Source organism: Streptomyces sp. TSRI0281 (genome assembly GCF_001905125.1).
Taxonomy (GTDB): domain Bacteria; phylum Actinomycetota; class Actinomycetes; order Streptomycetales; family Streptomycetaceae; genus Streptomyces.
In genome coordinates, this window is record NZ_LWLE01000007.1 from 179,731 (window position 1) to 193,031 (window position 13,301).

General features: G+C 69.3%; 12 protein-coding genes and 1 pseudogene. 9 read left to right on the forward strand and 4 right to left on the reverse strand.

Annotated elements, in window-relative coordinates; genetic code table 11:
* Window positions 1-127 precede the first annotated feature (127 nt).
* The 4 genes from A6A29_RS14720 to A6A29_RS14735 all read right to left on the reverse strand — a co-directional run bounded on the left by A6A29_RS14720 (window position 128) and on the right by A6A29_RS14735 (window position 3,562).
* The gene (locus A6A29_RS14720; protein WP_073720548.1) at window positions 128-649 is read right to left on the reverse strand and encodes a hypothetical protein; all 522 of its coding nucleotides are present in this window, start codon (window positions 647-649) and stop codon (window positions 128-130) included.
* A 41-nt stretch (window positions 650-690) separates the two neighbouring features.
* Window positions 691-2,490: an alpha/beta hydrolase gene (locus A6A29_RS14725; RefSeq protein ID WP_073720513.1), complete on the reverse strand. Its 1,800-nt coding sequence runs from the start codon at window positions 2,488-2,490 to the stop codon at window positions 691-693.
* 62 nt (window positions 2,491-2,552) lie between these two features.
* Complete coding sequence (locus A6A29_RS14730) at window positions 2,553-2,933, reverse strand: hypothetical protein (RefSeq protein ID WP_107468219.1); 381 nt, start codon at window positions 2,931-2,933, stop codon at window positions 2,553-2,555.
* Window positions 2,934-3,097: 164 nt separating this feature from the next.
* The gene (locus A6A29_RS14735; protein ID WP_073720514.1) at window positions 3,098-3,562 is read right to left on the reverse strand and encodes an ATP-binding protein; all 465 of its coding nucleotides are present in this window, start codon (window positions 3,560-3,562) and stop codon (window positions 3,098-3,100) included.
* A gap of 211 nt (window positions 3,563-3,773) precedes the next feature.
* On the opposite strand from A6A29_RS14735, the gene A6A29_RS14740 reads away from it, so the two are divergent.
* From A6A29_RS14740 to A6A29_RS46485, 9 genes and pseudogenes are all read left to right on the forward strand, one after another.
* Window positions 3,774-4,625, forward strand: a complete 852-nt coding sequence (locus A6A29_RS14740; RefSeq protein ID WP_073720515.1) for a DUF5753 domain-containing protein — start codon at window positions 3,774-3,776, stop codon at window positions 4,623-4,625.
* Window positions 4,626-4,749: 124 nt separating this feature from the next.
* The gene (locus A6A29_RS14745; protein WP_073720516.1) at window positions 4,750-5,661 is read left to right on the forward strand and encodes an aldo/keto reductase; all 912 of its coding nucleotides are present in this window, start codon (window positions 4,750-4,752) and stop codon (window positions 5,659-5,661) included.
* Window positions 5,662-5,706: 45 nt separating this feature from the next.
* Complete coding sequence (locus A6A29_RS14750; protein ID WP_073720517.1) at window positions 5,707-6,333, forward strand: DUF402 domain-containing protein; 627 nt, start codon at window positions 5,707-5,709, stop codon at window positions 6,331-6,333.
* A 396-nt stretch (window positions 6,334-6,729) separates the two neighbouring features.
* On the forward strand, window positions 6,730-7,038 hold the full coding sequence (locus A6A29_RS14755) for a hypothetical protein (RefSeq protein WP_015610155.1): 309 nt from the start codon (window positions 6,730-6,732) through the stop codon (window positions 7,036-7,038).
* 208 nt (window positions 7,039-7,246) lie between these two features.
* Window positions 7,247-8,125: a hypothetical protein gene (locus A6A29_RS14760; RefSeq protein WP_073720518.1), complete on the forward strand. Its 879-nt coding sequence runs from the start codon at window positions 7,247-7,249 to the stop codon at window positions 8,123-8,125.
* Entirely contained in the window at window positions 8,115-9,470 is a 1,356-nt protein-coding gene (locus A6A29_RS14765) for a hypothetical protein (protein WP_198953070.1), read from the forward strand. The genes A6A29_RS14760 and A6A29_RS14765 overlap by 11 nt, the downstream gene beginning before the upstream one ends.
* A complete protein-coding gene (locus A6A29_RS14770) occupies window positions 9,467-11,017 on the forward strand; it encodes an SCO6880 family protein (protein WP_073720519.1) in 1,551 nt (516 codons plus the stop codon). The genes A6A29_RS14765 and A6A29_RS14770 overlap by 4 nt, the downstream gene beginning before the upstream one ends.
* Window positions 11,018-11,168: 151 nt before the next feature.
* Window positions 11,169-12,587 (forward strand): ATP-binding protein, encoded by a 1,419-nt coding sequence (locus A6A29_RS14775; protein WP_073720520.1) that lies wholly within the window; start codon window positions 11,169-11,171, stop codon window positions 12,585-12,587.
* Window position 12,588: 1 nt separating this feature from the next.
* Window positions 12,589-13,301 (forward strand): annotated as a pseudogene (locus A6A29_RS46485) (type VI secretion protein); the annotation flags it as partial.

A 13,301-nucleotide genomic window follows, 5' to 3' on the forward strand; every position in this document is an offset into this window, starting at 1 on the left:
GGCGCAGCGACAGATAAATCACTCCACGTATGCGACCACAGCGGCGGGGGACGCAGCATGGGCCCCAGGGCCCAATGCAGGGCTCAAAAACTTTGCCCGGTGGGCAAGTTGAGAGGGATTGCGCCGGTCACGGGGAGGACGCCGCCGCCCCGGTCGCGAGGGTCCCGGCGGACCAGAAGTCGGAGCGGATGTTGGGGCGGGGGATGTGCTCCATGCCCTCGTACGTGGGGGCGGTCGCCCTGCTGGTGGAGTCGGTTACTTCGGAGGGGGTGACGCAGGGGGTGTCGACGTCGAAGTGGATCTGCCCCTTGTCCGCAACGATCAGGCTTACCTGGAACCCGTTCTCCGTCTCGGCATAGATCGCCGGGATATCGGCGTCGTTGTTGACCGCCTTGATCCTGTATCCGCTTTTGCGCCAGAAGCGATCGACGACACCCAGCAGACTTCCCCGGCGCTCGGCGGAAACAATGGTCATCACTGACCGCCTCCGCGTTACGGTGCAACTACCGGTGGTTGTCGGGCCATGGGTCCACCTGACGCTCGGCTCGATCTCCTTGAGAACGGCGTCAAGAACCACATCAGCATGTTCTGCCGCCTCTTGCATATCCATATCTTCGCTCTCTGCCACATCGCAGCCCGACAACAACATCCCCGCAAGAATTGCCGCAATCACCGGTTGCGCACGAGGCTTCATCGCGGTTCCTCCATCTTGACCATGTGCGAATGTCCTGCAGCGACCAGCCCGATGCTGTCTGCTGACGATCTATCGAGTTCCGGGTCGAAGTACTGCGAGTGCGCGTCGATGGAGAGCCCGCCCCGCCCGACCAGCGGTGGGCCGTCGTCCACCTGAAAGCGCCGCGCCCCGAATGCGTCACTGGCCGGGTCCTTGCCGAACCACGCGTCGTCATCTCCCGGGTCAGCGATATCCCCCGCGACATACGCAGCCGCCGGGCCGCCGAACAGCAGCCCAGCAGAGCCGATCAAAGACTGTTTCCTGGACGGCAGTTCGGTGACGATGTCGTTCTTTGCCGCACCGACGAAGACATGGTCCCTCCCCACTCCGAGTTCGTCGGCGCTGTCCACGCCCGCGCCGGGGCTCCCCACAAGGACGATGTCGCTGACGCCGGGGATTCCGTCTCCGTACTGGGTAGCGGCTCCCACCGTCCGGGACCCGTAGGAATGCCCGATTGCCGTCATGTGCGGATCCCCATGCTCATTGGTGGCCGCCAAGCCACCCATAAATCCGTGGAAGGACCTCCCGCCGGCCTCAGCTCTCCCGCCGCCCGCGACAGCCAGGCTTCCCCACCCGTCGGGGGACTGGGGCGCGTCATATCCGAGCCATGTGATCGCCGCCGTGGAGGGATCGTGCCGTTGCGCACCGATCGCCAGATCACGGGACCGCTTGAGATCACCTTTCGCGAATTCTTCATCCAGGGACGTATTCAGCCCCGGGACATAGGCCGCCACATTCCTCGACGTATCAGGGTTCCCGTACGAGACGATCGCCCGCCCGTTCCCCTCATCGCCGATGCCGAGCAGGTACATCGGTGGGTCCCCCGCCCCGGGGACGGCCTGCAACTGCCGGTCGATCTCGCGCAGGGCCAGCAACTTGGTCGCCGCCGCGTCATCGTCCAGCCCCTCCAACTTGCCGATGAGCAGCCGCAGGTTGTCCCGGTTGGCCGCGTCCCGTACCAGGGCCGGGATCCCGTCCAGGTTGCCGATCCGGTCCGGGTACACCGCGAGGTATTCCTCGCGCTGTTCGTCCGTCAGCCGGGCCCACCACTCCTTGCGCTCGGCCGGAGTCGCGTCGAGCGGGATGGCCTTCTCCAAGTAGCCACCCGCCGCGTCCCGCACCGCGGCCGCGTCCGCCGCCGCGTCCGTCCACGTCGCGTCCGGGACCTTCAGCCCCTCCTCGGCCTTCAGCTTCCGGAGGATGTCCGCGTACCGCCAGTCGGTCTCGGCCGCCGCCCGTACGGCCCGCACCACCCGGTCGGCGATGTCCTGGGCCTTTGCCCTGTTCGGGTTGGGCGCGACCAGCCCGGACGGCGCCACGAGCCCCGGCCCGGCCACCCCCGGCGCCGTGCCGCCCGGCAACGGACCGCCGTCGATCAGACCTTCTCCCGCCTCCGGATACGTCACCGAGCCGTCCGCGTGCACCGTGAACCTCAGCGCCGCCGCGTCGTCCAACGCGTCCCGCAACGCGCGCTGCTGGGCCTTCATCTCGTGGGCCAGGCTGTTCAGCGCCGTACGCAGCAGGCCGCACTCCGTGTACACGTACTGGAAGTTCCGGGCGAGCCGGCGCAGCCGTCCGACCGCCGCCTCGGCCGCCTCGCCCCGCTGCGTCTCGCGGAGGCCGCTCAGGAGCTGCTTCTCGCTACGGTCGCGGGCCGCGCCGGCCCGGTTCGCGGCTCTGCCCCACCCGTCGGCCGCGCCCTCCAGCTCGTGGCACTTCACCTGACACAACGTCGCCCACGTCAGGGTGGAGGACATACCGCCCACTCCACCACGCGCCCCAGGCACCCCACGCACTCCAGGCCCACCACGCACCCCACTCACCGCGTCCCGCCCCCGTTCGGCGCCACCGGCGCGAAGGCGGACTTCACGGCTTCGTTCGTCTCGCCCTGGGCCCGTGCCACGGCCCGCAGTTTCCCGGCCAGGCTGTCGCACTCACCGCGTGCGGCTTCGATCCGCCGCTCCCAGGAGTCCCGTACGGCGCCCAGTTCGGCCAGCGCCGCCAGCGCACCGGCTCCCGCCATCAGCCCCTCGTGGGCCGCCTCCAACTCCGCCTTCACCGGGCCCATATGCGTACGCAGGGCGTCCGCGCCCCCGGCGGCCCGCGTCCACGGCCCGTCACTGTGTCGCAGCTCCGTGCCGCCACCCGCCGGTCCCGCCAGATCGCTCAGCCTCTGCCGACCCTCACTCACCCAGTTCACCCAGCTCACCCGCTCCTTGATCGTGGAGCGGCACTGTGCCAAATCGGAACGACGCGACACGCCGCTGTCATGTGCGCCCGGCGGCGGCACAGCCCTTGCCGCATCAGGGCCCACAAGGCGCGGGCAGGGGTCGATGCTTCACCCGAACGTGCCGTCTTCCGTTCCTACGTCCCACGGGACTCCGCCTCGCCCCGTCCTCCCCCGCACTCGACCCACAGCAGCTTCCCGTCCCGCCCCGGCAGTCCGCCCCGCATCGCGTACGCGCCCCAGTTGTCCGCGCAGAGGCTGACGAGGTGCAGACCACGCCCGTGCTCGGCGAGCTCCGGCTGCGGTTCCGCCCTCCGCACCCCGTCGAACGGAGCGGGTATCTCGGGATTCGTGTCCCACACGCTCAACCGGATACGTCGCCGCCCCGCTCCCCACAGCCGCAGCGCGTACTCGCCCGACGAGTAGCGGTACGCGTTGGTGACCAGCTCGCTCGCCAACAGTTCGGCGGTCTCGCGGAGTTCGGTCAGCCCGTGCGCGCGCAGCACCGTACGGAGGGTCGAACGGGCGATTCCGGGTGCACGCGGGTCCTGCGGGAGGTGGAGGGTGTAGGCCCAGGGCGGCGATACGGTGGCCACGGCCATGGAGGTCTCCGTTCACGGAGGGGGGTCGGTGGATCGGACAGCGAATCCCGGCGACAGGGCCGCCCCGTCGAGCGGGCGGCACCGGGCTGATGACCTTGGATCCGACACTAGATTCGCGCAAGGATTCTTTGCACGCGATGGGCGGAATTCCCGCGGCGAATCACTCGTGTGAGTGATCGCGTAATCCACACGCCTCCGAGGAGGGTTCGCCATGGCAGGCAGGGCCGCACCGACCGCCCGTCGCAGCCGCCTCGGAGCGGAACTGCGCAGATTGCGCCGGCGAGCCGGGCTGACCACCACTCAAGCAGCCGGTCTGCTGGGCACCAGTCCGGGTCAGCTGAGCAATATGGAGGTGGCGCGGTTCGGGGTGAGCGCCGAGCGCGTACGCGTCGCCGCCAGGGCCTACTCCTGCACCGATCAGGCCCTCATCGAGGCACTGGTCGCCATGACGGGTGACCGCAGGCGCGGCTGGTGGGAGGAGTACCGGGAGACGTTGCCGCCCGAACTGCTCGATCTGGCCGAGGTCGAGCACCACGGCACGGCTCTGCACGCGGCGCACAGCATTCACCTCCCCGGCCTGCTCCAGACCGTCGATCACGCGCGTGAGCTGCACCGTCAGGCAGTGCCCGGGATCTCGCCGCCGGAGATCGAGGACCGTGTCACGTACCAGACCAGGCGTCAGGCCGCGCTGTACGGGAACAGGTCCGTCCCGTACAGGGCCTTCATCCATGAAGCCGCTCTCCGTATGAGGTTCGGCGGCCCTGCGGTGGCGCGCGCCCAGCTCCTCCACTTACTGGAGGCGAGCGAAGCCGATCACGTGACGGTGCGTGTGATCCCGTTCGAAGCCACGTACTACCCGGGGTCCGGTCAGTCCGTGTACTACGTCCAGGGTCCCGTTCCCTGCCTGGACACCGTGCAGCTCGACCAGTCGCACGGCCCGCTGTTCATCGATTCCGAGGCCGAGCTCACGCACTACCGGCTGCTGCTCGAACGGCTCGACGACGCGGCACTCGGCATCGAGGAATCCCGCGAACTGATCCACGGGATCGCCCGGTCCGTGTGACGGGAGCCCTTCTCCACTCTGTTCCCCAGGGCCGAGAGGCGGAAAGGTGCCTGGTCCACCGCCGCGAGACCGGAACGGCCTACGCGCGGGGTGTCGGAGCGACCGTTCGTGCCATCATCCGCTGATGCCCCCAGAGAAGATCAGGTCGACGACCGTGGCCTCGGCCGCGGGCACCTGGAGACTCGGCGACCTGACGGTCAACCGCATCGGCTACGGCACGATGCGCCTCACGGAGAACGCCGACGGCACCCCCCTCGACCGCGACCGGGCCCTCACCGTCCTGCGCCGGGCGCTCGAACTGGGCGTGAACCACATCGACACCGCCGCCTTCTACTTCTCACCGCTGCGCTCGGCCAACGAGCTGATCAACCGGGCACTGGCCCCGTACGCGGACGATCTCGTCATCACCACCAAGGTCGGCCCCGGACGCGACACGTGGGGCGCATGGCACTGGGCCACCCCGGAGCAGCTGCGCGGCCAGGTCGAGGAGAACCTGCGCCAGCTCGGCCGCGACCACCTCGACGTGGTGAACCTGCGGGTCCCCCGCAAGGAGACCTCGGGGTCGATCGCCGCCCACTTCGGTGCGCTGGCCGAACTCCGCGAGGCCGGGCTCATCCGTCACCTGGGCATCTCCAACGCCCGCCCCGACCACCTCGCCGAGGCCCTGGCCATCGCACCGGTGGTCTGTGTCCAGAACGCGTACGCGGTCGGCGCACCGCGCGAGGAGCACGAGTTCCTGGACGCCTGCGGTGCGCAGGGCATCGCCTACGTACCGTTCTTCGCCATCGCCGGGGCGGGCCGCGAGACGGGCGCGGCCTCCACCGACAACGACCGGGTGCTCACCGTGGCCCGCGCGCACGGGGTGACCGCCGCTCAGGTCCGCCTGGCATGGACGCTGAACCGCGGTCCCCACGTCCTGGCCATCCCGGGCACCGGCAACCCCGACCACCTGGCCGACAACGTGGCCGTCGGCGCACTCCGGCTCACCGCCGACGAGCTGTCCCTGCTCGAAGCCCCGGCCGACGACGAGGCGTAGGGAAGGCGCGGCCCGCACCCGAGCTCCCGGTGGCATGATCGCCCGATGGGCGACGCACCGGGCGGGATACTCCGCTGGAACCTCTTCGTCGGCGGCCACCTGAGTTCCTCCGTTCCCGTGCGCCTCGTCGAACGTACGAGGGCGGGCCGGCTGCTCTGGCTGGAGACCGGAACACCGATGTGGCGCACCGAACTCCCGGGCGGCGCCCATCTCCGCGACATCCCGCCGCAGGACCGCCCGGCGCACGGGTACCCGGCGAAGGCCGACCGCTGGCCCATGGGCAGCGCGCTCATCCACCAGCCGTTCGGAGCCGGACACGCGGTGTTCTGGTTCTTCGGCCGACGCCAGAAATTCCGCGGCTGGTACGTGAACCTGGAACGCCGCGTGCACCACGGCGAGGACATCGACGTCGTCGACCACGAACTCGACATCACCGTGGCGCCCGACCGGACATGGCGGTGGAAGGACGAGCGGTCGTTCACCGAGAAGACCGGTCACCCGGCCTACTGGTCGGCGGAGGAAGCCGCGGCCATCCGCACCGAGGGAGAGCGGATGGCCGCTCTCGCGGAGTCCGGAGCCTTCCCCTTCGACGGCACCTGGTGCGATTTTCGGCCATCCAGGCGTTGGATGAAGCCACCTCGTTCAGCACCCCCGAGCCGCACCATCCTGTGAGACCCACGGCGCGGCCCCAGGCTGCACCGCCCTTCCCCGCACACCTCCTGACGAAGCATCGAACACGTCGAACACGAAGCCGACCGGCGCACCGACGGCTCTCGTACGGCGCATACGAACACCCCGTGCTCCACGAACGCTGCAACCGTGTAGGGAACCCATGGCCACCGTCGTTGCTCGTGGTCATATCGCGTGATACACAGAGTGACTATGCATATGCACGGGAAAGCCGGAACGAGCCGCAGGTCAGGGCAGCCGTCCCGGTCAAACGTGCGAGATCCGGGTAAAGAGACCCGGGAAGGCGTCGTGCGGGCACGGTTTCATCAGCGAAGATAGAAGGCGACCCGTTGCTGTTCGGCGCGGGCAGCGAACTACCCAACAGGGGCGGTGACTTACATGATCCTGGCAGCGGAAAAGGGCGACATCACCACCATCATCGGCGGAATCGCCCCGAACTGGGGGCCGTTCGGGACGCTGGGCAACGAGGCGCGCATCATGATCGAGGTGGTGATGGCGATCGCCATCCTGCTCTGCCTCGGCATCGCGATCTGGGGCGCGGCGAAGCAGCGCATCGGGGCGACGGCGCTGCGTGACACGTTCAGCGCGGAACAGGGCAAGGGCCTGATCGTGGCGGGCCTGACCGGAGTCTTCATCATCGGCTCACTGGGCACCCTGTTCACCATTGTCTACGGAATGGCCGTCTGACCGGCCACCGGCCGGCCCTGCTCACCGTCACCCGCCCCCGTCCCACCCCGGGCCGTCCCAGCCCGCTCCCCCACCATCCGCCCGTCGTGCCCACCGGCTGAGGTTGCGTCTCCCTGATGTCGAGTCACCACACCGCTCCCACGCGGCAACCAGCACAGCTACCGTCGCCCTGCGCGGATCCGCACACGACCGAGGGAGCGTACGCGGCATGAGTCCCGGCGACGAGCACGACTACCGCGGCATGGACCAGGGCGGTCGCACGGACGACCCGTACAGCACCCTCGGCGGCACCCGCCAGACCCGCACCCGCCTCCCCGACGGCGACACCGCGGCCCCCCACACCCGCCGTCCCGCCCGCAGCTCCCGCTCCCTCGTCACCGTCGTCGGCATCGTCGTCCTCCTCATCGCCGCCATCGCCTTCGCGAACCGGGGTGGCGGCGGCGGCAACAGCGACGACGAGGCATCCGGCAACGGAAAGAAACCGGGCGCCGCAGGCCCCGCGCCGACGAGGGCCACGGGCACCAAGCCGGTACAGGGCAAGAACGGCACGATCGCCTCGGGCTTCGCGCACGACCAGCAGGGGGCGCAGAGCGCGGCGGCGAACTACGCGGTGGCGCTGGGGTCTGCGGAGATGTTCGACAAAGCCAAGCGCGACAGCATCCTCGACGCTGTCATCGCTCCTTCCTCTGTGAACCAGTTCCGGAGCACTCTCGACCAGGCATATTCACCCGACTTCTTCGAGAATGTCGGCCTCAATGACGACGGCTCAACGCCCAGTGGCTTCACCTTCGTATCCCGCACCGCCCCCATCGGCACCAAGGTGACAAAGGTGGCTGCTGACCAAACCACCGTAGAGGTCTGGTGCACCGGTCTGGTCGGCCTCGCCGGCGAGGGCTCGACCAAGCCAGTAGCCGACGGCTGGTTCACCATCACCATGGAACTGATGTGGATCAATGGCGACTGGAAGGCCGTCACTCATTCCCAGAAGGATGGTCCCGCTCCGGTGGGTGGCGACACAAGGGCGTCCGGCGCAGACGAGATCGCAGGCGCGGTCAATGGGTTCGGAGGGTTCACCTATGCCCGATAGTCCACGTCGTCATACACGGACGGTCGTCGCCCTTCTGGCGACCGTCCAGGCATTCGCCATCATCCTTGCAACCAAAGCTGCGGCGGCCCCCACACCCACTCCGAGCCCGAGTGGCAGCAATAACCCGTGTGATCTCATCCACGGCCCCGCCAAGGACTACTGCGAAGGCGGCGAAGGCTCCCCCTCCTCCGGCCCCCCCGTCCCCCCGGACTCCACCGACCCCCTGGCCTCCCTGGCCCGTGGCTGTGCCGACGCCGCCGCGTGGATCGTCGGCAAGCTCAGCGAGGCCGTGAAGAGCACCGCGAACGTCGACTTCACGAACCCCAAGTTCCTCCAGCAGTACGCCGTCATCTTCGCGGCCTCCACCATCCTCACCCTCGTGCTGTGGCTGCTCGCCGTAGCCAAGCGCGCCATCCGCGGCGTCCCGCTCACCACCGCGATCTCCGAGGCTGTCGGCTTCCTCTGGCTGACCGTCCTCGCCTCCGCGTTCACGCCGCTCATCCTGTACACGATCGTCTCGGCCACCGACGGCGTCACCGAGGTCATCGCCAGCTCCACCGGCGGGCAGACCGATGTCTTCTTCGGCTCGTTCGCCGAGGCCCTCAAAAAGGGCAACGACATCGGCGGCGGGCCGATCATGCTGATCGTCGTCTCGCTCGTATCGATCCTCGCCGCCGGGGTCCTGTGGCTGGAGCTCGTCATCCGGGCCGCCCTGCTCTACGTCGGCGCGCTCCTCGGCATCGTCGTGTACTCCGGCCTCGTCGACAAGAACATGTGGGGCCACGTACGCCGCTGGGCGGGCATCATGATCGCGGTGATCATGGTGAAGCCAGTCATCCTCATCGTGCTCGGCCTGGCCGGGGCGCTCTCCGAGGACGACGGCCCCGACGCCTTCTCCGCCGTCGTCTCCGGCCTCGCGATCATCCTGCTGGCCATCTTCGCCTCCGCCATGATCTACCGCTTCGTCCCCGGCTTCGGCGACGAGATCCAGGGCGCCCGCACCAACCGGAAGCAGGCCACCGACGGCGCCCAGGCCGCCGCCCTGATCAGCTCCCCGGCCGCCCTCGTCTCCCAGGGCATCAAGACCCACAGCGGCCGCAACGACCAGAACAGCGGAGGCGGCGGAGGCGGCGCCCGCCCCTCCAACCCCGCCAGCGGCGGTGTCGCCGCGCACAGCTCCCGCAGTACCGGCGGGAGCGGAGGCGGCGGCGGATCTGTCCCCTCCGCCGCACCTTCGCCCCGCAGCGGAGGCGGCCCCACCTCCGGCACACCCCACGGCAGCCGCTCCCCCCGGGGCGGTTCAGGCAGCACAGGTAATCCGAACACAGGAGGTGGAGGGCGTTGACGACCCAGTCCCACACGATCACGCCCCGCCGTACGTATCTCATCGGCCGCGCCCGGCCGAACGCGATCGTCGGCAAGAACCGCGAGACCGGCGAGATCGCCCTGATCATCGCCGGTGCGTTCCTCGGCATGATGAGCGGGCTGATCGTCCCCGTCCTGTCCCTGCGGATCGTGCTGCTCATGGGCTTCCCCATGCTGGCGCTGGCCATCGTGTACGTCCCGTACAAGCACCGCACCTTCTACAAGTGGTTCGAGATCAACCGCAGCTTCAAGCGGTCCCTGCGGCGCGGCACCGCGTACCGCTCCACCGCCATGGAAGCGGGCGTCAGCGCCGACGGCCGTGAGGTCGAGATCGGCCCACCGCCCGGCATCGGCCGGATCGGCTGGCTCGCGGCCCCCTTCGGCCCCGACGAGATCGCCGTACTCCTCCACGCCGACCGCCGCACCGTCACCGCCGCCATCGAGATCGAGGGCCCCGGCGTCGGCCTCCGCGACAGCGAGGACCAGGAAGCGCTGGTCGACCGGTTCGGCACCCTGCTCAAGCACGTGGCCAACGGCGACGGCTTCGTGACCCGCCTCCAGATGCTGGCCCGTACGCTGCCCGCCGACCCCGACGCGCACGCCAAGGACGTCGCCCAGCGCGGCGACAAGGCCGCCCCCGGCTGGCTCCAGGAGTCCTACGACCAACTCCAGTCCATGGTCTCCACCTCCAGCGAGCAGCACCGCGCCTACCTCGTCGCCTGTATGCACTACAGCCGCGAACTGGCCGCCGAGGGACACGCCATGGCCCGCGCGGCCCGCCCCCAGGGCGGCCGCAAGCTCGACCGCGACGCCGGGCTCGCCGTCGTCATGGCCCGCGAGCTCACCGATATCTGCGCCCGCCTCGCCGAGGCCGACATCCGGGTACGCCAGCCGCTCGGCCAGAGCCGCCTGGCCTCCCTCGTCCACTCGATGTACGACCCCGACCACCCCATCGACCACATCCAGGCGATGACGAAGCGCAACGCCTGGCCGGCCGAACTGGACGCGGTCGAGCCGACGTTCCTCCAGGCCAAGACCCGCGAATCCTCGACCCGCGCCCCCTGGTGCCACGCCACGGCCTGGGTGAAGGAGTGGCCGATGACCCCCGTCGGCGTCAACTTCCTGGCACCCCTCCTCGTGCACACCCCGGACGTCATCCGTACGGTCGCCGTCTGCATGGACCTCGAACCCACCGAGGTGGCCATCGAGCGCATGCTGACGGAGAAGACGAACGACGAGGCCGAGGCCAGCCGCCAGGCCAAGATGAACCGCACCGTCGACCCACGCGACATCGCCGCCCACGGTCGGCTCGACCAACGGGGTGAAGACCTGGCGAGCGGCGCGGCCGGGGTGAACCTGGTGGGGTACATCACCGTGTCGTCCCGATCACCCGAGTCCCTCGCCCGCGACAAGCGGACGATCCGGGCCTCGGCCGGCAAGTCGTATCTGAAGCTGGAGTGGTGCGACCGCGAGCACCACCGCGCCTTCGTGAACACCCTGCCATTCGCCACGGGCATCCGCCGCTGACCCACTGACCCACTGACCCAGGGTCCGCAGCACCGCATCACCGCAGACAGCCGGACACCACACACCACCACCAGACAGCCACCACACCCCAAAGCACCCACCCGCACCCGCAAGAACGAGACCGGAAACCGAGAGAGAGGGCAGTCACGCCATGCGAGACCCGTTGTCCGCATTGTCGGATGCCTTCACCGCCTTCCTCTTCGGAAAGGTGGAGACGACGCGGCTGCCGGTCCGTACGTCGACCGGCCAGGCCCAGGCCGTCTACCTGCCGACCGCCGCCCCCGGCCTCGGCGACTCCGGCGTGATCATCGGACGCGAGGTGTACTCCGGCAAGGGCTACATCTACGACCCCTTCCAGCTGTACGGGCAACAGCTCCCCGCCCCGCACTGGCTCGTGCTCGGTGAGTCCGGCAACGGCAAGTCCGCGCTGGAGAAGACCTACGTCCTGCGCCAGCTCCGCTTCCGCGACCGGCAGGTCGTCGTCCTGGACGCCCAGGGCGAGGACGGCGTCGGCGAGTGGAACCTCATCGCGCAGGAACTGGGGATAACCCCCATCCGCCTGGACCCGACCGCGGCGCTGAACGGCGGTATCCGGCTCAACCCGCTCGACCCGACGATCACCACCACCGGCCAGCTCGCCCTGCTCCGCACGATCATCGAAGTCGCCATGGGCCACGGGCTCGACGAGCGCTCCGGCTTCGCGCTCAAGGTCGCCCACGCCTACGTGAACGAGACCATCACCGACCGCCAGCCGGTCCTGATGGACATCGTGGAGCAGCTGCGCCACCCCGAGCCCGAATCGGCCGAGGCGATGAACGTCGACATAGACGACGTACGGGCCTGGGGTCTGGACGTCGCTCTCGTCCTGGACCGGCTGGTCGACGGTGACCTGCGCGGCATGTTCGACGGCCCCACGAGCGTGGGCATCGACCTCGACGCCCCGTTGATCGTGTTCGACCTCTCGCACATCGACCGCAACTCGATCGCCATGCCGATCCTGATGGCGATCGTGGGTGTCTGGCTGGAGCACACCTGGATCAGGCCCGACCGGAAGAAACGCATCTTCCTGGTGGAAGAGGCCTGGCACATCATCAACTCGCCCTTCGTGGCCCAGCTCTTCCAGCGGCTGCTGAAGTTCGGCCGGCGGCTCGGTCTGTCGTTCGTCGCCGTCGTCCATCACCTCAGCGACGTGGTGGACGGTGCCGCGGCGAAGGAAGCCGCGGCGATCCTGAAGATGGCCTCGACCCGGACGATCTACGCGCAGAAGGCCGACGAGGCGCGCGCGACCGGACGGGTCATCGGCCTCCCCCGTTGGGCGGTCGAGATCATTCCCACGCTCACCCCGGGTATCGCGGTCTGGGACGTCAACGGCAACGTGCAGGTGGTCAAACACCTGATCACCGAGGCGGAACGGCCCCTGGTCTTCACCGACCGCGCGATGACCGAGGGCTCCGACACCGACATGCTTCCCGAGGACGTACGAGCCGCGGAGCTGGAGGCGGAGCAACGCGCGGCCCGGATCGAGCACCAGCAACGGCTGAACGAGTCGTCCGAGTCAACGGTGGCATGACATGGCACGGCAGGCAGGGCACGGTACGGGGCGCGGACGCGACGACGAACGGGGCAGCGGCGGCATCCCGGACGGCCTGCTGATCGGCCTCCTGGGCTTCTTCCTCGCGCTGACCGTACTGGCCTGGACGGCCACGGGCCTGGCCGGACTCTTCGCGCACGGCGCCTGGCCGGAGGGCGTCGCCTTCACGCAGACCCCCCTTGCCCTGCGCGAACTGATCGCGGCACCGAACGACCTCCCCAACGCCTGGCCGCACACCCCACCGGCCGAGCTCTCCGGGTACGGGCTCTTCTGGGGCCTCCTCATCGGCGAGCTGATGGTGCTGGTGGTGCTGACGGTGTTCGTACTGGGAGTGGTGGCCCGTGGACGCGCCGTGCGGGAACGGCGCCGCGAGGAGCGGCTGAACCCGGTGCACGACGAGCCCACGCAGAAGGGCGTACGCGACCGGGGCGAGGCCAGGGAAGCCGCACCCACCCCCGTGCACGAGCAACCCGCCACCGTGCGGCCGCCCGCCACCCCTTCCGGCGCAACAGCAACCATCCCTACGGAAGCGCCCCCCGCCCACACGACACCCGCAGCATTCACCACACCCTCGACACCATTCACCACACCCTCGGCAGCCATGGCACCCACGGCAGCCATGTCGTCCACGGCAGCCACCACACCCCCCACACCCCCCACGCTCCTCCCCTCCCCCCGCACCCCCCTCCTCCT